Here is a 20,625-nt window from a genome sequence, read left to right on the forward strand (position 1 = left end):
CCGGAGAGCCGGACGGCCACTCCTGGGGAGCCACAAACGGCAAGCCACCATCAGCCACATCCGGCCCTCCCGGGCCACCCAACAACTTACGGAGCTGCCATGACCCTCTCGTACTCGTCCTCGCACTCGTCCCCTTCCCCTTCTCCCTCCTACGAGGATTACGACCCCGACGGCGGCCCGGTGGTCGTGGTGCCGGAGGTGCGGTGGCTGGACGGGGAGGTGCGGGAGGCGGCCGTACCGGCGCTGGTGGCGGCGGTGTCGCACGGGTCGCTGGCCGATCTGCCGTTCGAGAACGCGTCGGCCGCGCCGGAGCACCGGGTGCTCAGCCGGCGGACGGCGGACGGGAGCTGGCGGGATGTCACGGCGGCCGAGTTCGCGGCCGAGGTGCGGGAGGTGGCCAAGGGGCTGATCGCGGAGGGGCTGAACCCGGGGGACCGGATCGCGTTCCAGTCCCGGACGTCGTACGAGTGGACGCTGCTGGACTTCGCGGCGTGGGCGGCCGGGCTGGTGAGCGTGCCGGTGTACCCGACGTCCTCCGTCTTCCAGACGCGCTGGATCCTCCAGGACTCGGGTGCGGTCGCGATGCTCACCGAGACCGCCGAGCAGGCCGCCGCGCTGGGCCCGCAGCTGGGGCAGCTGCCGGATCTGAAGCATCTGTGGACGATCGGCAAGGGGCATGTCGAGCGGCTGGCGGAGCTGGGGCGGGCGCTGCCGGACGCGGAGGTCGACGTCCGGCGCGGGGTGCTGGGCCCCGACACGCTCGCCACGATCGTCTACACCTCGGGCACGACCGGCCGCCCCAAGGGCTGCGCGCTCACCCACGGCAACTTCCTCTCCGAGGTCGACAACGCGATCGAACTCCTCTACCCGGTCTTCAAGGCCCGCCACCACGACGAACCGGCCACCCTCCTCTTCCTCCCCCTCTCCCATGTCTTCGGCCGGATGGTGGCCATCGCGTGCGTCCGCGCCCGGGTCCGCCTCGGCCACGCGCCCAGCCTCAAGTCCGAGGATCTCCTCGCCGACCTGGCCGGTTTCCGTCCGACCTTCCTCCTCGCCATCCCCTACATGCTGGAGAAGGTCTTCCACAGCGCCCGCGCCACCGCCGAACGCCGGGGCAGGGCCGGTTCCTTCGACCGCGCGGCCCGGGTCGCCCGCCGCTACGGGGAGGCCCTGGAGTCCGCCCAGCACGGCTCGGGCGAGGGCCCCGGGAAGGGCCTGCGAGCCGCCCGCGCGCTCTACGACCCGCTCGTCTACCGCAAGATCCGGGCCGCCCTCGGCGGCCGGGTCCGCCAGCTGATCTGCGGCGGCTCCCCGCTCAGCCGGGACATCTCGGCGTTCTACGCGGGCATCGGCCTGGAGATCTACGAGGGGTACGGGTTGACCGAGTCAACGGGCGCGGCGACGCTCACGCCACCGCTGCGCCCCCGGATGGGCACGGTCGGCTGGCCGCTGCCCGGGGTCCGGGTCAGGATCGCGGCGGACGGCGAGATCCTCCTCGCCGGGGGCCCGGTCTTCCGGGGCTACTGGGACCCGGCGGCGGGCGGGGTCGTCCCCGCGTCCCCCGACGGCTGGTTCCCGACCGGCGACCTGGGCCGCTTGGACGACGAGGGCTATCTCACCATCACCGGCCGCAAGAAGGAGATCATCATCACCGCGGGCGGCAAGAACACGGCCCCGGCCCCCCTGGAGCACTACCTCCGCACCCACCCCCTGATCTCCCAGGCCCTGGTCCTCGGCGACCGCCGCCCCTACATCACCGCCCTCCTCACCCTCGACGCCGAGGGCATCACCCACTGGCGCCGGATGAACGGCAAGCACCCCGTCCCCCCGGAACTCCTGGCCGACGACGAGGAACTCCTCGCGGTCCTCCAGCGCGCGGTGGACGAGGCCAACAAGCTGGTCTCCCGCCCGGAGTCGATCCGCCGGTTCACGGTCCTGCCGGTCGATTTCACGGAGACGAGCGGCCATCTGACCCCCACCATGAAGGTCCGCCGGGAACAGATCCTGCGGGACTTCTCGGCGGTGGTGGCGCAGATGTACGGCGGGGAGTGAGGGGATTCGCGGGGCGCGCGCCGGGGCGGGCGTGCCAGCATGGGCGGTCCAACAGGCGGGGACGGTCGGGGGGTTGGCCATGACGGCGGTGCGGTGGCTGGTGGCGGTGGTGGGTTCGGCGGCGGCGTTCGCGGTGGTGGCGGTGCCGTGGGCGATGCTGGTGGAGGGGGGTGACGACCCCTGGGATGTGATCGGCCCGGTGGCCGGGCTGGCGGCGGCGGGGACGCTGGCCGCGCTGAGTTGGTGGGCCGCGCAGGCGGGCGGCCCGGGGGTGCGCCGGGTACGGCAGTCGGCGCGCGGCGGGGGCCGGATCCGCCAGACGGGCGGCAACGCGGGGGCCAGGGCCTCCGGCGCGGGTTCCGGCGGGCCGACGGACGTACGCCAACGAGCGCGCTCCGATGGCTCCGGCTCCGGTTCCGGGGACATCGATCAGGTCGGTGGGGATCGAGGCTGATGGCGATGGGGGGCTCGGGGGAGCGGCGGGCGCGTCAGGGGGCGCGGGCGGGCCGGGATGTGACGCAGGTGGCCGGGGACCTGCATATGCATCCGGCGCCGGAGCCGGGCCCTTCGGTGGAGTGGCCGGTATGGGTCGGGGACGTGCCGCGCAGGGCGGCGGCGTTCCAGCCGAGGACGGCGGTCCGCAAGAAGGTCGAGTCGGCGCGGGGCAGGGGCGCGGACGTGGTGCTGTCCGGCACCGGCGGGGTGGGCAAGAGCCAGTTGGCGGCGACGCTGGCCCGGGAGTCCCGGGACGCGGAGCGGGCGGAAGGGGCGGAGGGGACCGGGCTGGATGTGCTGGTGTGGGTGCGGGCGACCAGCACGGATCAGGTGATCAGCGCGTACGCCGAGGCGGCGGGGCGGTTGCAGCTCCCGGGCCTGTCCCCGGACGACGACGACAGCGCGGCCCGCCTGCTGCTGCGCTGGCTGGCCGCGACGGAGCGCCGCTGGCTGGTGGTGCTGGACGACATCGACGACCCGGCGGACGTACGGGACTGGTGGCCGGACAGCGGGGGCGGACGCGGCTGGGTGGTGGCGACGAGCCGCCGGGACGACGCGGAACTCAGCGGGGCGGGCCGGGCGTTGATCAGGCTGGGCCTGTACTCGGACGCGGAGGCGCGGGCGTACTTCCACCGGCGGCTGGCGGACGCGGGTCATGGCCATCTGCACGACCCGGGCTGTGCGGTGGAGCTGGCGGGGGCGCTGGGGCATCTGCCGCTGGCCCTCGGGCATGCCGCCGCGTATCTGATCAACAAACGGGTGGTGATGGCGGACTATCTCGCGCTGTTGCGGGACGCCGCGAGGAACCGACTGGCGGATCTGCTGCCGCCGAGCGCGGACACGGAAGGGTACGGGCGCCCGGTGACCGTCTCCCTGCTGCTGTCCCTGGAGGCGATCGAGGAGGCGGACAGCAGCGGACTGGCCCGCCCCTTGCTCCAGCTGATCTCCCTGATGGACCCCCTCGGCCACCCCGCCGACGCGTGGACCACGCCGAAGGCCCTGGCCCACCTCCGCTCGGCCCGCCCGCCCCGGCGCCGCCGCCTGCGCAAGCACCGACCGGCCGTCACGGAGGCGGAGGTGCTGGACGTACTGGAGCGGCTGCGGATCTACGCCCTGATCGCGCAGGACACGACCGGGGCGCCGCTACGGATGCACGCCCTGACCGCGCGGGCGGTACGGGAGTCGATGGCGCCGGATGCCGTGCCCGCCGTCGCCCGTGCCGCCGCCGACGCGATCATGGACCTGTGGCCCCGCCATGAGCACGAGGAGCGCGAAGTGGCCGCGTTGCTCCGCGCGAACGCGATCCACCTCGAAGAGACGACCCGCCCGGCTCTGTGGCGACCGAGCCCCCACCCGTGCGTCCTCCGGGCCAGCGACAGCCTCACCCAGGCGGGTCTGTATCCCCAGGCGCTGCGCATCGACGAGATCATCGTCCGCGTCAGCAGCGACATTCACGGCCCCGACCACCCGTACACGCTCGTCGGCCTGCACAATCTCGCCGTCTCCTACAACGACGCCGGACGGATCCAGGACGCGCTGGCCATTCGTGAGCGGGTGCTGCCGGACTGGGAGCGGATCTTGGGTGTCGGCCATCCCGACACTCTCACCGCCCGCCAGAATCTCGCCATCTCCTACGGCGACGCGGGGCGGTTCGAGGATGCGCTGGAACTGAGCGAGCGGGTGGTGACGGATCGCGAACGGATCCTGGGTGCCGACCACCCTGACACCGTCACCGCCCGCCACAATCTCGCCATCGCCCTGGGCAATGTCGGGCGGATTCAGGAATCGCTGGAGCTGAGTGAGCGGGTGCTGGCGGATCGGGAGCGGAAGTCGGGTGCCGACCACCCCGACACCCTCCACGCCCGCCACAATCTCGCCGTCACCTATCGCGACGCGGGGCGGTCGCGGGATGCTCTCGTCCTCAGCGAGCGGGTACTGGCCCAGTACGAGCGGGTCCTCGGCGCCGATCACCCCGACACCGTCCGCGTCCGTACCGTCCTGGACGTCCTTCGTGCCGCGCCCCAGCCCCCTACCCCCGAAGAACCGCCCGGCAGTCCCCCCAGGCCGCGTCCCCCAGCAACGGACGCATCCGGCTGAACAACGCGAGCAGCTCCCGCCCGTACCTCACCCTGAAGTCCTCGTCCTGGGTGGCGAGATCCAGCTCGTTCGCGGCCGTCAGCTCCGCGAAGTCCCGCAGCCGCCCCGCCGGAGGCATCCGTACGACGCCCGTGAACCGGTCGTGGAACGGCCCCTCCGGCAGCCCCGGATAGGTCGCCCCCCGGTCGCAGCTCGCGTACAGATACACCAGCGCCTCCGCCTCCGCCCCGATCGCGGCGGCGATCGCACCCCGCCGGTCCAGTGGCAGCAGTGCCTTCGGGAAACCGTCCGTCCCGTACAGCGCATGGCAGAACCCGGCCAGCTGAAGCGCGGGCCGGGCCTGCCATCTCGCCAGCCTCAGATGCACCCGGTCGAGATGCGCGTACAACGTCCCGCCGGGATGCGGAATCGATTCCGCTCCCAGATGCCGGAGCAGCGTCACGGCACGGGTGTGGGTGGACGGCGGCGGTGCGGTCGTCCCTTTGCGCGGCTGTACGGAGGGCACGGTTGTCCCCTTTCCGACGCGGCTCGTCGTGGGGTCGGCACCCGGCCCGGTCCCGGGGTACGAGGAACGGACAGCGGGTTGCCGCCCTGGGGAGCGCGGCCGGCTCCCCGGTGATCGATCGTCCCAATGGCCACTCCGCCAAGTCAATCCTAAGAATTTCTCGCAATCCCCAAGTGTTAGCTTGGAGTTATGACTCTTGAGGATCTGCGTATCTTCGTCGCGGTGTGCCGGGCGGGCAGTCTGAGCGCGGTGGCCCGGCAGTTCGGGGTGACCCAGTCGGCGGTGAGCCAGCACGTCAAACGCCTGGAGCGGGAGACGGGGGTGAGCCTGCTGGAACGCCAGCCGCGCGGGGTCGTCCCGACGCGCGCCGGTCAGATCCTGGAGACCGCCGCCTCCGAAGGGCTCGCCGGCCTCGATCTGGCCCTGCGCAATCTCCGCGAACTCGCCGACGGCGAGACGGGTTCCGTCCGGGTCGCGACGGGTGCGACGACCGTCCGGCACTTCATGGCGGACGCGGTGGTGAGTTTCCGCCAGCGCTATCCCGAGGCCAGCCTCGAATTCCGTACGGAGCCGTCCAGCCGGGCGTGCTTCGACGCGCTCACGGACAGCGAGCTGGACCTGGCGTGGGTGACGCTGGGACCGCCGGTCAGGGGGATAGAGCAACGGGCGGTGGTCGATCTGCCGTGGGTCCTGGCCGTCCGCGCGGACGACCCTCTCGCCGACCGCCCCCACGCCCAGGTCCGGGAACTCGCCGACCTGCGCCTGATCCGACTCCCACCGAACTCCACATCCGCCGCGCAACTGGACGCGGGATGCGCGGAGTTGGGGGTGAGGTTCTCGTTCGACACGAGTGTGACGGACTGGGACACGGCGCTGCTGCTGGCCGAGCTGGGCTTGGGCAGGGCGGTGGTCCCCGCCCTGCCCCGCCTGCACATCAACGGCACGGACACGGTGCCCTCCGGGGACCTACGCCTGGTTCCACTCCCCGAGTTGCCCCCGCTGACGGTCGGTTGGGCAGTACGCCGCTGGTCGGCGCTGTCGCCGCTGGCGAGGGCATTCGCGGAGACGGTCAGTGTGCCGTGAGCCGTAGGAACTGGCTCCAGGCGTCGGTCGACAGAGCGAGTTGGGGGCCGGTGGGGTTTTTGGAGTCGCGGATGTGGATGGTGTGGGGGCAGGTGGCGATCTCTACGCACTCGCCGCCCGACCCATCGCTGTAGGTCGACTTGCGCCAGTTGTAGGCGACCTCTACGCAGTCGCCGCCTTCACCGTCGCTGTAGCTCGACTTGCGCCAGGTGAAGGAGACTTCGAGGCATTCGCCGCCCGCACCGCTGCTGTAGCTGGACTTGAACCAGGTCCGTTCCTCGGTGCTCACGGTTCCTCCGGCTTCTTCGAGGTCAGCGCTCGTGATGCCTTGTGCTGTGGGTGAGGAACTGGCTCCAGGCGTCGGCCGACAGAGCCAGTTGGGGACCGGTGGGGTTTTTGGAGTCGCGGATGTGGATGGTGTGGGGGCAGGTGGCGACCTCTATGCACTCGCCGCCTTCGCCGCCGCTGTAGCTCGACTTGCGCCAGATGTAGGCGGCTTCGAGGCAGTCGCCGCCCTCACCGCCGCTGTAGCTGGACTTGAACCAGATCCGTTCCTCGGTGCTCATAGCTCCTCCAGCTTCTTCTTGATCAGTACCTCTGACTCCATAGGGTTCAGAGCCAGCGCCCGCATGATCCCATAGCGGTCGACGATCTTACGGACCTCGTTCCGGTCGGTGATCAACTGCGGGAAGCCCTGCACTTCCGTGTATGCCACTTGCCCATGGTCCTTGGGTGTCAGCAGATTGAAGCCACCATCCATGTTGGGATGTACCTCAACCCGCGTTGGCATCACCTGAATCTCGATGTTTCGCATACTGCCGACGCTCAAGAGTCGCTGCAACTGCCCAGCAAAGACCGCCCGTCCACCGATCGGCCGGTCAAGAACGACCTCTTCGAGCACGTAGCTGACGACGGGAACGGGCGGTGCCTCAAACACTCCCTGTCGGGAGAGCCGGTCGGCGATGCGCTTCTCGATGATCTCCTCGGTCAGGAACGGGCGTCGTTGAGTGAAGACAGCGCGCGCGTAGTCCTCGGTCTGGAGCAGCCCTTGCACCACCTGGTTGCTGTAGTGGTGCAGCTCAACCGCCTCCGCCTCCAGCGCCGCATAGTTCCGGTACCACTCCGGATGCCGGAGCCGAGACCGCTTGATCGCCTGATGGACGTCCGGAATCATCTTCCGCAGCATCCCGTTGGCGCCGAGGATCTCGTCCGCCTTCTCCAGCATCTCCGGGCGCGGCACCCGCACTCCGCGCTCCATCGCCCCGATCGCGTCCGGCCCGTAGCCGACCGTCTCCCCGAACTGCTTCTGGGTTAAGCCCTTCCGCTCCCGCAGCAGCTTCAGTACGGTGCCGACCGCTGCGAACAGCGCGGCCGACTCGGCGACCTCCAGTGGCAATTCCGCCCGCTCCGTCATGTGCCCGTCCTCACGTCATTGTGGTCACGGCCGACCGGCCGACAGTGGGCACACCGCATCCGTACAGAACACGGCAGTCGCCCCGCCTTCCCTGTTCAGGGTAGAGACGAGCCGACACGCTCTGTCACATGAACCCCGAAATCTCCACCCCCCAACTTTCCCGGCACTTCAGTGCCACCCCCCTCGGCGCACGCATCGCGCGAAACATCACACAACGTCAGGTCGCTGCCTGGGGGTACCCGAGGGGCAGTGAAGTGAACGAAATCGCCCAACAGATCGTCGCCGAACTCGCCTCCAACGCCGTCACGCACGGTCACGTTCGGGGCCGAGGATGCAATCTGCGGCTGCTGCTGCCGTCCGAGGACATCCTGCGGATCGAGGTGAGCGATCCCCGGGGCGAGCGCAAGCTCCGGTTCGTCACCGACGCGGACGCCGAGAACGGGCGGGGCCTGATCATCGTCACCCTGCTGAGCCTGGCGTGGGGCGTCGCGGACCGGCAGATCGGCAAGACGGTCTGGGCCGAGGTGTCCCTCAAAGCTCCCTGAGCGGACCTCCCGAGCCGACCGCCAGCGGTCCCCCCACTCGACGGTCGGCTCCCCCCGGATCACGCCACCCCCACCCACCGCAGCAGCCCCGTCACCCCCGCCGCCCCCAGCACCACCACCACGAACGGCGCCCCCCGCCACGCCAGCACACCCCCCGCCAGCACCCCCGCCGGACGCGCCCACCCGGCGAAACCGCCGCCCTCGGTCAGCGCCCCCGATGCCAGCAGGGCCACCAGCAGCACCACCGCCCCGGCCGCCAGCAGTTCCCGTAGCCGACCCGGCAGTTCGACCCGGCCGTGCAGCACCGGGCCGACCAGCCGGAAGGCATACGTGCCGACCGCCAGCGCCAGGATCATCGCCACCGTCGCGTTCATGCCCGTACCGCCTCCCGGCGGTGCAGGGTGAGGCCCGCCAGGGCCAGCAGGACCGGGACGCCTGCCGGGACCAGCGGGGTCACCGCGAGGGCGACCGCCGCCCCGGCCAGCGCCGCCCGCCGCACCGACGGGTCCTTGCGCAGCGTCGGCAGGACCAGGGCCACCAGCACGGCGGGGAAGGCGGCGTCCAGGCCGAAGCGGGCCGTGTCGCCCAGCGCGCTGCCCGCCAGGGCGCCGCCCAGGACCCCGACGTTCCAGACCGCGAACAGGCCCAGCCCGGAGATCCAGAACGCGGCCCGGCGTCGCGCCGGGTCCTCCTGGGCGAGGGCGAAGGCCACCGTCTCGTCGGTCACCAGATGCGCTCCGAGGAGCCGGGCCACCCGGCCCCGGCCCAGTACGTCCGCCACCGCGAGCCCGAAGGCGACCGTGCGGGTGTTCAGGAGCAGGCCGGTCGCCGCGGCGGCCAGCGGGCCCCCGCCCGCCAGCAGGACCCCGACCGCGCTGAACTGCGCCGATCCCGCGTACACCACCAGCGACATCACCACCGGCACCCACACCGGCAGCCCCCCGGCCACCGAGATCGCCCCGAAGGACACGCCGACGACCCCGCTGGCCAGCCAGACCAGCGAGGCGTCCCGGACCAGATCCCTGGGGACGGCGGCAGGGAGCAGCGAAGCCGGTGTTCGGAGTAGCGAACGCATGTTCTCTACAATGAACAACAGAGACCGCGTTCGTCAAGGCGAACGAATGGACCGGCACAGCGAACGAACGGATGGCCGCCCATGGGCGACGACACCGCACCCCCACCCCGCCTCCCCCTCGACTGGCTCGCCGCCGCCCTGCGCCGGGAGCGCACCCGCGTCGGGCTGTCCCTCTCCGAGCTGGCGAAACGCGCCGGAATCGCCAAGTCCACGCTCAGCCAGCTGGAGGCGGCGAGCGGCAATCCGAGCATGGAGACCATCTGGGCGCTGGCCGTGGCCCTCGGGGTGCCGTTCAGCGCGCTGGTGGAACCGCCCGTTCCGGCCGTCCGGGTGATCCGCGCGGGCCAGGGACCCACGACCCGGTCCGGCCAGCTCGGCGGCTACTCGGCCGCCCTGCTCTCGGCCAGCCCGCCCGGCGCCCGCCGCGATCTCTACGACGTACAGATCGAACCCGGCGCCGCCCATGAGTCGGAACCGCACATTCCGGGGACCGTGGAACATCTCGTGGTGGCGGCCGGCCGGGTGAAAGCGGGGCCGCTCGGCGCGGAGGAGGAACTCGGTCCCGGGGACTACATGACCTACCGGGGGGATATCGCCCATTCGTACCGGGCGCTGGTGCCGGGGACGAAGTTCGTCCTGGTCATGCAGCACGTTTGAGAGGGGATCGGGGGGAATTCGCGGAGAATTCATCCCGCCCCGGCCCGCTCCGGGTGGAGGGGGCCTCCCGGCCCGGCCGGGAAAAGGGCAGGAGCCCCGGTCGCCTTGCGGCGTGGGGCTCCTTGGGTACTGCTAATCGATCCTGGATCCGAGGGAATCAGACCGGTCAGACCGGGGTGACGTTCTCCGCCTGGGGGCCCTTCGGGCCCTGGGTGACGTCGAAAGACACCTGCTGGTTCTCCTCAAGGGAGCGGAAGCCGCTCGCGTTGATCGCGGAGTAGTGGACGAAGACGTCGGGGCCGCCGCCTTCCTGGGCGATGAAACCAAAGCCCTTTTCGGCGTTGAACCACTTCACGGTTCCGGTAGCCATAAGCCCTCCTTGGGCCCAAAGGGTTGCCCTGCTCCAGAACCAGCAAGTGTGAAGATGTGTTTCTGCACAACTGCCATAAGTCCAAGAACGACGAGAGCCCGCGGTCACATGCTCCGCAGGCTCTGTACTGCAAGGGAAACCAAACTGCAACTTGCGGCGAGCCTAGCACGCGGGCCCGGGAATGCAATAGAGGTCAAGATCACGCCATCCGGGTGTTTGAACGGGGCCCCGCGCGTGCGCCGCGGCGGGGACCACGCCCCGCTCCGGCCCCACGGGCACCCAAGGCCGGTTCCCGGCCCACCCAGGGTCTAGCCTCGCGATGTGGACAATTCTCGCACCCGGCCGCGCGTCGGCCACATCCAGTTCCTCAACTGCCTGCCCCTGTACTGGGGGCTCGCGCGCACCGGCACCCTCCTCGACTTCGAGCTGACCAAGGACACGCCGGACAAACTCAGCGAGCGACTGGTCCGCGGTGATCTCGACATCGGCCCCATCGCCGTCGCCGAGTTCCTGAAGCACGCCGACGACCTGGTCGTCTTCCCCGATATCGCGGTCGGCTGCGACGGTCCGGTCATGTCCTGTGTGATCGTCTCCCAGGTCCCCCTGGACCGGCTGGACGGCGCCCGGGTCGCCCTCGGCTCCACCTCCCGCAGCTCCGTCCGCCTCGCCCAGCTCCTGCTGGCCGACCGTTACGGTGTGCGACCCGACTACTACAGCTGTCCGCCCGACCTCAGCCTGATGATGCAGGAGGCCGACGCCGCCGTCCTCATCGGCGACGCCGCCCTGCGGGCCCTGCTGCACGACGGACCGCGCTACGGCCTCGCCGTGCACGACCTGGGCTCGATGTGGAAGGAGTGGACCGGGCTGCCGTTCGTCTTCGCGGTCTGGGCCGCCCGGCGCGACTATCTGGAGCGCGAGCCCGAGCTGACCCGCCAGGTCCACCAGGCGTTCCTCGACTCCCTGGAGCTGTCCCGCCAGGAGGTCGGCAAGGTCGCCGAGCAGGCCGCCCGCTGGGAGTCGTTCGACGCGGAGATCCTGGAGCGGTACTTCACCACCCTCGACTTCCACTTCGGCGCCCCGCAGCTCGCCGCCGTCGCCGAGTACGCCCGCCGGATCGCCCCGGCGAACGGCTCCCCGGCGGACCCGAGGGTGGAACTGCTGCGGCCGTAGCACCGGGCACCACCGCCCCTCGGCTTCTGGGCTTACCAGCTCCTCGGCTTATACGCTTCCGGGCGGCAGGCGCGTACGGGCACACAGGGGGAAGAGGCCGCCATGCAGCCGCTCGGAGCCGATGAACCGACCGTCATGGGTCCCTACCGGCTGCTCGGCCGGCTCGGGGCGGGCGGCATGGGCCGGGTCTATCTCGGCCGCAGCGCGGGCGGCCGTACCGTCGCCGTGAAGATCGTCCATCCGCACTTCGCGCTGGACGAGCAGTTCCGCGCCCGCTTCCGCCGGGAGGTGGAGGCCGCGCGGCGGGTCGGCGGGGCGTGGACCGCGCCGGTCCTGGACGCCGACCCCGGGGCCCCGGTCCCCTGGGTGGCCACCGCCTATGCGGCGGGCCCCTCGCTGACCTCGGCCGTCGCCTCCGTCGGCCCGCTGCCCGCGCACTCCGTGCGGACCCTGGGCGCGGGCCTCGCCGAGGCGCTGACCGCCGTCCACGAACTGGGCCTGGTGCACCGGGACGTGAAACCGTCCAACGTCCTGCTCACCCTCGACGGCCCGCTCCTCATCGACTTCGGCATCGCCCGCGCCACGGAGGGCACCGCGTCCCTCACCGCGACCGGCGTCTCCGTCGGCTCCCCCGGCTACATGGCCCCCGAGCAGATCCTCGGCAAGGGCGTCACCGGCGCGGCGGACGTCTTCTCGCTGGGCGCGGTCCTGGCGTACGCGGCGACCGGGGAGCCGCCCTTCACCGGGGACTCCTCGGCGGCGCTGCTCTACAAGGTGGTGCACGAGGAGCCGCAACTGACCGGGCTGGACGGCACGCTGGGCGCCCTCGTCGCCGAGTGCCTCGCGAAGGACCCGGGGGCCCGGCCCCGCCCCGCCGAGATCGCCGCCCGGCTGGCTCCCGAGGGCGCGGCCCGGCTGGTCGCGGGCGGCTGGCTGCCGGGCCCGCTGGTGGAGCAGGTCAGCCGCAGCGCCGTGCAGTTGCTGAACCTGGAGGCGGGGGAGGGCGACGCGGCGCCGTCGGGGCCGGTGGGGTTCAGCAGTCCGGCGGTGGGGGTGGGGGGTGGTGGCGTGGGGGCGGGGAGTGGCGGTGTGGGGGCGGGGAGCGGTGGCGCGGTGGCGGGGGAGTTCGGGCCCGCGCCGACGATGGGGGCGACGGTCGGGCCGACGAGGGGGACGGCGGCCGGGACGACGGCGGGGCCGGGGCCGCAGGACGCGGTTCCGGGGGCGTTCGCGGCGGGGGGCCCGTCCTCCACTCCCGAGGCTTCCCCTCCCTCCCCGCCTACCGGTCCCGGTCGGGTCTCGTTCTCCGTTGCCGCGAGTACCACCACCGGGCCGGTCGGGCGGGGCCGTCGGCTCAGCTGCACCCTCGCCCTCGGGGTCGCGGCGGCGCTCGCCACGGTGACCGTCGGCTCGCTCTTCGTCTTCGAGCTGCTGCCGGGCCAGGGTTCCCAGGACAGCGGTTCCCACGACGGCGCCGCGACAGCGCCGTCGGGCGGGACGGCGCCCCCCAGCCCGACCGAGGCGGACACCGGGACGGAGTCCGGCGTACCGGAGCGCTACCTCGGCACCTGGGAGGGCCAGGGCTCCGCGCAGGGCGGTATCCCCATGGGCACCTTCCGGGTGGTCCTGAAGCAGGCGGAGATCGGCGGCGATCTGGGCGAGGTGCGCCAGACCGATCTGCTCGGCGGGGTCTGCGTGGACGAGCTCAGCCTGAAGTCGGCCTCCGCGACCGAGGTGGTGGCGGAGGCGAAAGGCGTGGACGACAACCCCGTCCAGTGCTCCGGCACCCCCCACATGGTCACCCTCACCCCCACCGGCGACGACGTCACCTACACCTCGGACAGCGAGGACTCGGGCCTGCCGACGGCCCGTCTGACGAAGGTCGAGTAGGCGCCGATGGCAACAATCGCGTCCTTGATGGCCGTGGCTCTCCTCTGGGGCGCGGCGACCGGCAGCCTGCTGACCAGCGCCGCGTACCGCCTGTCCGTCCCCCCGGACCAGCCCTGGCGCCGCACCGCCCCGGACGGCACCCCCCTGCCCCCCTGGCCGATACCGACCCGCAGCCTCCCCCTCCCCGCCCTCACCGCCGTCCTCTGCGCGGGCCTCGCCGCGGCGACCGGCCCCCGCCCGGAACTCGCCGTCTGGCTTCTCGCCACCCCCGTGGCGGTCCTCCTCGCGGTCGTGGACATCCGCGTCCACCGCCTCCCCGACCTGCTCACCCTCCCCCTCGCGGCGGCGATCCCGGCCGCCCTCGGCCTCGCCGCCCTGCTCCCGGCCCACGCGGGCGACTGGCCGACGGCCCTGCTCGCCACCCCCGCCCTGGCCGCGCTCTACCTCGCCCTCCACCTCCTCAACCCCTCCGGCCTGGCCTTCGGCGATGTGAAGCTCTCCCTCGCCGCGGGCGCGTCCCTCGGCTGGTACGGCTGGCCGACGGTCCTCGTCGGCACCTTCACCGCCTTCGCCTCCGGCGCCCTCTACGGCCTCCTCCTCATCGCCCTGCGCCGCGCGAACCGCCGCTCCACGATCCCGTTCGGGCCGTTCCTGCTGGGCGGGGTGTACGCGGGGGTGGTGCTGGGGGCGGTGGCGGCGGGCTGACGCCGTCGCGTGAAAAAGGCTGACGTAGGCTGGTTCAGTCCGTCCGGAAGATCTGTTCGGAAGACCAACCGGAAGACCAACCGGGAGTGCTTCCGGAGGAGCATCCGGAAGACCAACCGGAAAAACATCCGGAAGACCAGCCGGAAGACCCCGGGACCCGGTCCCGACCTCCGACGAAAGGGACGCTTCGGTGAGCGAGAAGGCCGACCTTCAGTCCGTGCTGGACCGTGCCGCCGATGGGGGGCGGATCACGCCCGAGGAGGCGCTCGTCCTCTACCGCGACGCCCCGCTGCACGCCCTCGGCGCCGCCGCCGACGCCGTACGCCGCCGCCGGTACGCCGGGGTGGAGCACATCGCGACGTACATCATCGAGCGCAACATCAACTACACCAACGTCTGCGTCACCGCCTGCAAGTTCTGTGCCTTCTACGCCCCGCCGAAGGCCAAGGACAAGGGCTGGACCCGGGATCTGGACGACATCCTGCGCCGCTGCGCGGAGACCGTCGAACTCGGCGGCACGCAGATCATGTTCCAGGGCGGCCACCACCCGGACTACGGCGTGGAGTACTACGAGGAGCACTTCGCGGCGATCAAGAAGGACTTCCCGCAGCTCGTCATCCACAGCCTGGGGGCCAGCGAGGTCGAGCACATGGCCCGGATCAGCAGGGTCGGGGTGGAGGAGGCCATCCGGCGCATCCACACCGCCGGTCTCGACTCCTTCGCCGGCGCCGGTGCCGAACTGCTGCCCGAGCGGCCCCGCAAGGCCATCGCCCCGCTCAAGGAGAGCGGCGAGCGCTGGCTGGAGATCATGGAGACGGCCCATGGGATGGGCGTGGAGTCCACCTCCACCATGCTGATGGGCACCGGCGAGACCAACGCCGAGCGCATCGAGCATCTGCGGATGATCCGTGACGTACAGGACCGGACGGGCGGCTTCCGCGCCTTCATCCCGTACCTCTACCAGCCGCAGAACAACCACCTCAAGGGCCGTACGCAGGCCACCATCTTCGAGTACCTGCGGATGATCGCCGTCGCCCGGCTCTTCCTCGACAACATCGCCCATATCCAGGGCTCCTGGCTCACCACCGGCAAGGACGCCGGCCAGCTCACCCTGCACTACGGCGCCGACGACCTCGGCTCGATCATGCTGGAGGAGAACGTCGTCTCCGCGGCCGGTGCCCGGCACCGCTCCAATCTGCTGGAGATGATCGAGATGATCCGCGGCGCCGGCCGCACCCCGGCCCAGCGCTCCACCACCTACCAGCACCTCGTCGTGCACGATGACCCGGCGAACGACCCGGTGGACGAGCGGGTCATGTCCCATATCTCCTCCACCGCCATCGAGGGCGGCACGGCCCACCCGGAGCTGAAGCTCCTCGCCTCCAGCTGACCGCCGCTCCCGTGCTGACCATCCACACCGACGGCCGGGGGCGGGCGTACGCGGTACGGGGGGAGTGGATCGCGGCCGTCGGTGACCTGGACACCCTGACCGCCGCGTTCCCGGCCGCCCGACTGCGCCGCTGGCCCGGCATCCTCACCGCCGGACTGGTCAACCTCTACGGGCCCGAACTCCTCGACCACGCCTACCATCCCGACCCCCGCGAGGCCGACACCCTCGGCACCGAGCCGCTGACCGGCCCCGCCCTGGACGCCCTGCGCCCGGACGACACCCGCTGGGGCGCGAGCGCCCGCCGGGGCGTCCAGCGGATGCTGGCCCATGGGACGGTCGCGGTGGCGGGCAGCCCGACCCGCCCGGCGGTCGCGGCTGCCGTACGGCGGTCCGGGATCGGGACCGTGGGGCGGCTGGGCGAACCCCAGGGCCCTGCCTCCCTCGACCCCTTCGCCTGCGGAATCCCGGCGGACTTCGCCCCGGATCGTCAGGAGGGCTCGGCGGCCCGGTTCGCGGTCTTCGATGTCAAGGATGAAGGGGAGCTGGCGGAAAGGGGGGCGTCGGGGACGTGCGTGGCGACGGTGGTGGAGGGGCGGATCGTCTATCGACGCCGGTGAATGATGTTGCCTTCGGGGTCGCTGGGGGTACCCCCCTGTGAGGTCCCCCGGAGGTCCCCGCTCTGGGCGAGGAACTCAACCCGTCACCCCCCGAACGCCTCCCCGAACGCCCCCTCCTCCTGCTCCACCCCACTGCACTCCGTCGTCTGCCCCTGCGCACACGCCCGGTCCCGGTACGCCGCCCACATCGACACCCACCCGATGCCCTTCTCCTCGGCGAACCCCCGCACCTGCCCGGCGTCCTCGACCGTGAACGTCTCGCCCTTCACATCGTTCACGCCGATCATCGAGGTCAGCGCCATCCCGCCCCACGCCTCGGCCTCCGTGCGCCCGAACACGTCCATCAGCTGTCCGTGCGCCGCGCCCGCCGCCTCGATCGCGTAGTCCCCCATGTCACCGTCGAAGGACTCGCCGTAGTTCATGGTCATCAGATTGACCGTGTGGACCTCGACGCCCTTCTCCTCGGCGGACGCCAGCAGATCGAGGCCGTCCTCCTCCAGCCCGGACGGCATCACGGGCAGGGTGTACGACACCTCCAGCTCGGCCCGCTCGCTCTGGAGCAGCGCGATCGCCTCGTTGCGCCGCTCGACCGACTCCGCGTCACCGAGGTCGTCGCCCTCGATGTCGAAGTCGGCCTTATCGGCCCCGGCCGCGTCCAGGGCCGCCCCGTAGGCCCGCGCCAGTTCCTCCGCGCTGCCGCAGACCGCCGCGAGTTCCTCGCCGTCGGCGCCGCCGAAGGAGACCCGGACATCGGCGCCGGAACCGGTCAGCATCGAGATCCGGGTCGGTATCGCCGCGTCGTCGATCGCCACCACCCCGTCCCACATCGGCGTGCACCCCTTCCCGTCGGAGAGCACGAAGGCCAGGTTGTACGACTGCGGCGCTCCCGCCCCGTCGACCAGCGAGGGGGTGGTGGCGATGACGTAAGGGGCGTAAGCCGTCCCGCTGCCGCCGTTGCCGCCCTCCGCCGCGGTCTCGTCCGTCGCCGGGGCGGAGAGGGACGGCTTGCCGGAGGACTCCGCGTCCGTACGGTCGTCCTCACCGGCGGAGCACCCCGTGCCACCCGCTGCCACGGCCAGTACGAAACCCAGTCCGGCCGCAGGCCGCAGCAGACCCCTCATCGCACACCCACCCGTTTCCACGACTTCTGTTCCCGTTGTGCCAGTTGAGGGACAAGGTATGTCGGGGGAGGGGCCGATGGGGTCGAATGCCCGGTTCCGGATGCCTGAGGCACGAGCCGGGTGCCGGGGGCAGGCTGCAAGAATGGGCCCGTGACCCGCGCCTCCCTGAACAAGCAGCCGCACGAAGTCGCCACGATGTTCGACGACGTGGCCGCCCGCTACGACCTCACCAACGATGTCCTCTCCCTCGGCCAGGACCGGGTCTGGCGCAAGGAGGTGGCCAGGGCGGTCGACGCCCGGCCCGCGCAGAAGGTGCTGGACCTGGCCGCCGGTACGGCCACCTCCTCGCTGCCGTTCACCCGCGCCGGTGCCTATGTCGTGCCGTGCGACTTCTCGCTCGGGATGCTCCAGGTCGGCAAGGAGCGGCACTCCTGGATGCCGTTCACGGCGGGGGACGCGACCCGGCTGCCGTTCAGGGACGATGTCTTCGACGCCGTGACGATCTCCTTCGGGCTGCGCAATGTGCAGGACACCGATGCCGCGCTGCGCGAGATGTACCGGGTGACCCGACCGGGCGGGCGCGTGGTGATCTGCGAGTTCTCGCAGCCGACCTGGGCGCCCTTCCGGACCGTCTACACCGAGTATCTGATGCGGGCGCTGCCGCCGCTGGCCCGGACGGTGTGCTCCAACCCGGACGCGTACGTCTATCTCGCCGAGTCCATCCGCGCCTGGCCCGACCAGCCCGAACTGGCCGAGCGGCTGAAGTCGGCGGGCTGGTCGCGGGTGGCGTGGCGGAACCTGTCGGGGGGTGTGGTGGCGCTGCACCGGGGGTTCAAGGGGGACTGAGTCCATGCGGACGGCGTTCAGTGCATCGGCTCGAACGCGTCTCCCGGCGCACCCAGCTCCCGCTGCATCCCGCCGCTCGGCGGCCTCGGCACCCGGGGCTCACGCACACCCGCGCCGCCTCCGCCCTCCCCCTCACCCAGATCGAACCAGACGGTGACCACCGCACCGCGCGGGACCTCGACCCCGGGCGGCGGATACTGCCGTACGACATGGTCGACGACGGTGAGATGGAAGTCGGGTCTGTCGGGCGCGGCGAGCAGGACTCCGTGCGTCTCGGCGGTGTCGCGGGCGTCCACGGCCATCAGTCCGACCAGCTTCGGTACGCGCACTTCGGGCGTCTTGGGTGGTATGTGCACAGATGTCACCCCCTGCGGTACTGGCAGGGTAACCGCACGGGGGCGTCGATCGGAAGCGTCAAGTGTCTTTCTGTAGCCGACGATTACTCAAGGTGATGAGTCGGGGGAGTCGTGGGGGTCGGGGCCGGGTGATCCCTCAGAGGTCGAGCCGGTAGCAGTGGCCCTGCTGCTGGGTCTCCGGGGTCATGAAGGTCTCCGCCAGCCGCATACCGAGTCGCTGGGTCACCGCGATCGAGCGGGTGTTGCGGGCGTTGACCATGGCGACGACCCGTGCCGTGCGCCCGGCTCGCAGCCGCTCCAGGGTGAGCCGCGCGCCGGCGGTGACATAGCCCTTGCCCCAGTGCGCGCGCCCCAGCCGCCAGCCGATCTCGATCTCGCCCTGGGGGCCCCAGTCGCCCGGCCAGGGCTGCGCGCCGGTGAAGCCGAGCACCTGGTCCCGCTCGTCCAGCAGGGTCCAGAGGCAGAAGCCGTGCTCGGCGTCGTGGCGGCGCTGGCGGGCGGTCAGCTCCTCGTAGACGGACAGCTCGCTGCTGCGTCCGCCGTGGAACTCCATGACGTCCGGGTCGTCGAAGACCCGGTGCCAGGCCACCGCGTCCTCGTCGGTGGGGACCCGCAGCCGTACCACGGGCGGAGCTGGGTTCACAGGGCATCCCTTCGGCCGGTTGATCAATTCTGCTGAATAGACTGCCCATGTCCAGTGCCGGGCGGCACGCAGATTTCGAGCCCCGGGGAGATCCCAGTCGTGACCGAGCCACTGATCGAGCCCCTGTCGGACCCGGCGGACCCGGCGGACCAGTCAGACCTGGCGGACCAGTCAGACCCGGCGGACCAGTCAGACCCGGCGGACCAGTCAGACCTGGCGGACCAGTCGGGTCTGTCGGACAACACCGCCGATGTGATCGTCGTGGGCGCGGGGCCGGCCGGCTCCACCACCGCCTACCACCTCGCCCGTGCCGGACTCGATGTCCTGCTGCTGGAGAAGACCGCCTTCCCGCGCGAGAAGGTGTGCGGCGACGGGCTCACTCCGCGCGCCGTGAAGCAGCTGGTCGCCATGGGCATCGACATCTCCGAGGAGGCCGGCTGGCTGCGCAACAAGGGGCTGCGCATCATCGGCGGCGGCTCCCGGCTCCAGCTCGACTGGCCCGATCTGGCGTCCTACCCGAACTACGGACTCGTCCGCAAGCGCGACGACTTCGACGAGCAGCTCGCCCGGCAGGCCCAGAAGGCGGGCGCGCGGCTGTACGAGCGCTGCAATGTGGGCGAGCCGATCGTGGACGACCGCACCGGCCGGATCACCGGGGTGCGGGCCAAGCTCGGCGACCCCGACTCCACCGACAAGCGCGAAGTCACCTTCCACGCCCCGCTGGTCGTCGCCGCCGACGGCAACTCCACCCGGCTGTCCCTGGCGATGGGCCTGCACCGCCGCGAGGACCGCCCGATGGGCGTCGCCGTCCGGACGTACTTCACCTCCCCCCGCCACGAGGACGACTACCTGGAGTCCTGGCTGGAACTCTGGGACCGGCGCGGCGCCGAGGACCGGCTGCTCCCCGGCTACGGCTGGATCTTCGGCATGGGCGACGGCACGTCCAATGTGGGCCTCGGCGTCCTGAACACCTCGTCGTCCTTCAAGGAACTGGACTGGCGGGAGATCCTCAAGGCGTGGTGCGCCTCCATGCCGGAGGACTGGGGCTACACCCCCGACAACATGACCGGCCCGATCCGCGGCGCGGCCCTGCCGATGGCCTTCAACCGCCAGCCGCACTACACCCGCGGGCTGCTGCTGGTCGGCGACGCGGGCGGGCTGGTGAACCCGTTCAACGGCGAGGGCATCGCCTACGCCATGGAGTCCGGGCAGATCGCCGCCGAGATCGTCGTCCAGGCGTTCGCCCGCGCGACCCCGGCCCAGCGCGAGATCGCCCTCCGGCGCTATCCGCGGGTCCTGAAGGACACCTACGGCGGCTACTACACGATGGGCCGTGCCTTCGTGAAGCTGATCGGCAACCCGAAGGTGATGAAGCTCGCGACGGAGCGGGGTCTGACCCATCCGCTGCTGATGAAGTTCACCCTCAAGCTCCTCGCCAACCTGACCGACCCGACGGGCGGCGACGCGATGGACCGGATCATCAATGGGCTGAGCAAGGTGGCGCCGAAGGCGTGACGTCGCGTCCCGCCGGGGCGTTGCGCTCCGCTGGGTGAGTGGGGGTGCCCCTTGACCAAAGTCATCGGGGCACCCCCTA

General features: G+C 71.5%; 23 protein-coding genes. 13 read left to right on the forward strand and 10 right to left on the reverse strand.

All coding sequences use genetic code 11. The annotated features are described in order from the left end of the window. Positions 1 to 99: 99 nt before the first annotated feature. The 3 genes from ABZX40_RS38670 (at position 100) to ABZX40_RS38680 (ending at position 4,644) form a co-directional block, all read left to right on the forward strand. Complete coding sequence (locus ABZX40_RS38670) at positions 100 to 2,052, forward strand: AMP-dependent synthetase/ligase (protein WP_355749992.1); 1,953 nt, start codon at positions 100 to 102, stop codon at positions 2,050 to 2,052. 79 nt (positions 2,053 to 2,131) lie between these two features. Next, positions 2,132 to 2,506 (forward strand): hypothetical protein, encoded by a 375-nt coding sequence (locus ABZX40_RS38675; RefSeq protein WP_355749995.1) that lies wholly within the window; start codon positions 2,132 to 2,134, stop codon positions 2,504 to 2,506. After that, a complete protein-coding gene (locus ABZX40_RS38680; RefSeq protein WP_355749998.1) occupies positions 2,506 to 4,644 on the forward strand; it encodes a tetratricopeptide repeat protein in 2,139 nt (712 codons plus the stop codon). The genes ABZX40_RS38675 and ABZX40_RS38680 overlap by 1 nt, the downstream gene beginning before the upstream one ends. Here ABZX40_RS38680 and ABZX40_RS38685 read toward each other — a convergent pair. Then, on the reverse strand, positions 4,577 to 5,149 hold the full coding sequence (locus ABZX40_RS38685; protein WP_355750001.1) for a DUF6817 domain-containing protein: 573 nt from the start codon (positions 5,147 to 5,149) through the stop codon (positions 4,577 to 4,579). The genes ABZX40_RS38680 and ABZX40_RS38685 overlap by 68 nt on opposite strands. A 189-nt stretch (positions 5,150 to 5,338) precedes the next feature. Between ABZX40_RS38685 and ABZX40_RS38690 the strand changes: the two genes are divergently transcribed. Continuing rightward, positions 5,339 to 6,232 (forward strand): LysR family transcriptional regulator, encoded by an 894-nt coding sequence (locus ABZX40_RS38690; RefSeq protein ID WP_355750004.1) that lies wholly within the window; start codon positions 5,339 to 5,341, stop codon positions 6,230 to 6,232. Here ABZX40_RS38690 and ABZX40_RS38695 read toward each other — a convergent pair. The 3 genes from ABZX40_RS38695 to ABZX40_RS38705 are packed head-to-tail and all read right to left on the reverse strand — an operon-like array spanning position 6,219 to position 7,646. After that, positions 6,219 to 6,521, reverse strand: coding sequence for a DUF397 domain-containing protein (locus tag ABZX40_RS38695; protein WP_355750007.1), 303 nt, complete (start codon positions 6,519 to 6,521; stop codon positions 6,219 to 6,221). The two genes, ABZX40_RS38690 and ABZX40_RS38695, sit on opposite strands and share 14 nt — an antisense overlap. A 22-nt stretch (positions 6,522 to 6,543) precedes the next feature. After that, a complete protein-coding gene (locus ABZX40_RS38700; protein WP_355750010.1) occupies positions 6,544 to 6,798 on the reverse strand; it encodes a DUF397 domain-containing protein in 255 nt (84 codons plus the stop codon). After that, positions 6,795 to 7,646 (reverse strand): helix-turn-helix transcriptional regulator, encoded by an 852-nt coding sequence (locus tag ABZX40_RS38705; RefSeq protein WP_355750013.1) that lies wholly within the window; start codon positions 7,644 to 7,646, stop codon positions 6,795 to 6,797. The genes ABZX40_RS38700 and ABZX40_RS38705 overlap by 4 nt, the downstream gene beginning before the upstream one ends. A gap of 254 nt (positions 7,647 to 7,900) precedes the next feature. Here ABZX40_RS38705 and ABZX40_RS38710 point away from each other — a divergent pair, with 254 nt between their 5' ends. Continuing rightward, a complete protein-coding gene (locus ABZX40_RS38710; RefSeq protein WP_355750016.1) occupies positions 7,901 to 8,191 on the forward strand; it encodes an ATP-binding protein in 291 nt (96 codons plus the stop codon). A 59-nt stretch (positions 8,192 to 8,250) separates the two neighbouring features. On the opposite strand, the gene ABZX40_RS38715 is transcribed toward ABZX40_RS38710, so the two are convergent. Both ABZX40_RS38715 and ABZX40_RS38720 read right to left on the reverse strand, forming a co-directional pair. After that, the gene (locus ABZX40_RS38715) at positions 8,251 to 8,565 is read right to left on the reverse strand and encodes an AzlD domain-containing protein (protein WP_355750019.1); all 315 of its coding nucleotides are present in this window, start codon (positions 8,563 to 8,565) and stop codon (positions 8,251 to 8,253) included. Beyond that, positions 8,562 to 9,266, reverse strand: a complete 705-nt coding sequence (locus ABZX40_RS38720) for an AzlC family ABC transporter permease (protein ID WP_355750022.1) — start codon at positions 9,264 to 9,266, stop codon at positions 8,562 to 8,564. Before ABZX40_RS38720 ends, ABZX40_RS38715 begins: the two co-directional genes overlap by 4 nt. 81 nt (positions 9,267 to 9,347) lie before the next feature. On the opposite strand from ABZX40_RS38720, the gene ABZX40_RS38725 reads away from it, so the two are divergent. Continuing rightward, positions 9,348 to 9,923 (forward strand): XRE family transcriptional regulator, encoded by a 576-nt coding sequence (locus ABZX40_RS38725; protein WP_355750024.1) that lies wholly within the window; start codon positions 9,348 to 9,350, stop codon positions 9,921 to 9,923. Between the two features lie 166 nt (positions 9,924 to 10,089). Here ABZX40_RS38725 and ABZX40_RS38730 read toward each other — a convergent pair whose 3' ends face one another. Then, a complete protein-coding gene (locus tag ABZX40_RS38730) occupies positions 10,090 to 10,293 on the reverse strand; it encodes a cold-shock protein (protein WP_003992177.1) in 204 nt (67 codons plus the stop codon). 321 nt (positions 10,294 to 10,614) lie between these two features. On the opposite strand from ABZX40_RS38730, the gene ABZX40_RS38735 reads away from it, so the two are divergent. The 5 genes from ABZX40_RS38735 to ABZX40_RS38755 all read left to right on the forward strand — a co-directional run bounded on the left by ABZX40_RS38735 (position 10,615) and on the right by ABZX40_RS38755 (position 16,065). Further along, positions 10,615 to 11,463, forward strand: a complete 849-nt coding sequence (locus ABZX40_RS38735) for a menaquinone biosynthesis protein (RefSeq protein WP_355750028.1) — start codon at positions 10,615 to 10,617, stop codon at positions 11,461 to 11,463. Between the two features lie 102 nt (positions 11,464 to 11,565). Further along, the gene (locus ABZX40_RS38740) at positions 11,566 to 13,353 is read left to right on the forward strand and encodes a serine/threonine-protein kinase (protein ID WP_355750031.1); all 1,788 of its coding nucleotides are present in this window, start codon (positions 11,566 to 11,568) and stop codon (positions 13,351 to 13,353) included. A gap of 6 nt (positions 13,354 to 13,359) precedes the next feature. Then, positions 13,360 to 14,058 carry an A24 family peptidase gene (locus ABZX40_RS38745; protein ID WP_356009233.1) on the forward strand — a complete coding sequence of 233 codons (699 nt, stop codon included), beginning with the start codon at positions 13,360 to 13,362 and terminating at the stop codon, positions 14,056 to 14,058. A gap of 190 nt (positions 14,059 to 14,248) precedes the next feature. Then, positions 14,249 to 15,448, forward strand: coding sequence for a cyclic dehypoxanthinyl futalosine synthase (gene mqnC / locus ABZX40_RS38750; protein WP_355750037.1), 1,200 nt, complete (start codon positions 14,249 to 14,251; stop codon positions 15,446 to 15,448). 11 nt (positions 15,449 to 15,459) lie between these two features. After that, positions 15,460 to 16,065, forward strand: a complete 606-nt coding sequence (locus ABZX40_RS38755; protein ID WP_355750040.1) for a hypothetical protein — start codon at positions 15,460 to 15,462, stop codon at positions 16,063 to 16,065. Between the two features lie 83 nt (positions 16,066 to 16,148). Here ABZX40_RS38755 and ABZX40_RS38760 read toward each other — a convergent pair whose 3' ends face one another. Then, complete coding sequence (locus tag ABZX40_RS38760; protein ID WP_355750043.1) at positions 16,149 to 17,186, reverse strand: chitinase; 1,038 nt, start codon at positions 17,184 to 17,186, stop codon at positions 16,149 to 16,151. Positions 17,187 to 17,336: 150 nt separating this feature from the next. Between ABZX40_RS38760 and ABZX40_RS38765 the strand changes: the two genes are divergently transcribed. After that, complete coding sequence (locus ABZX40_RS38765) at positions 17,337 to 18,032, forward strand: demethylmenaquinone methyltransferase (protein WP_355750046.1); 696 nt, start codon at positions 17,337 to 17,339, stop codon at positions 18,030 to 18,032. A gap of 17 nt (positions 18,033 to 18,049) precedes the next feature. On the opposite strand, the gene ABZX40_RS38770 is transcribed toward ABZX40_RS38765, so the two are convergent. After that, complete coding sequence (locus tag ABZX40_RS38770) at positions 18,050 to 18,361, reverse strand: PASTA domain-containing protein (protein ID WP_355750048.1); 312 nt, start codon at positions 18,359 to 18,361, stop codon at positions 18,050 to 18,052. 163 nt (positions 18,362 to 18,524) lie between these two features. After that, positions 18,525 to 19,031: a GNAT family N-acetyltransferase gene (locus ABZX40_RS38775; protein ID WP_355750051.1), complete on the reverse strand. Its 507-nt coding sequence runs from the start codon at positions 19,029 to 19,031 to the stop codon at positions 18,525 to 18,527. A 213-nt stretch (positions 19,032 to 19,244) separates the two neighbouring features. Here ABZX40_RS38775 and ABZX40_RS38780 point away from each other — a divergent pair, with 213 nt between their 5' ends. Next, positions 19,245 to 20,546, forward strand: a complete 1,302-nt coding sequence (locus ABZX40_RS38780; RefSeq protein ID WP_355750103.1) for a geranylgeranyl reductase family protein — start codon at positions 19,245 to 19,247, stop codon at positions 20,544 to 20,546. Positions 20,547 to 20,625: the final 79 nt, after the last annotated feature.

The organism is Streptomyces sp. NPDC004610 (assembly GCF_040609715.1).
GTDB lineage: Bacteria > Actinomycetota > Actinomycetes > Streptomycetales > Streptomycetaceae > Streptomyces.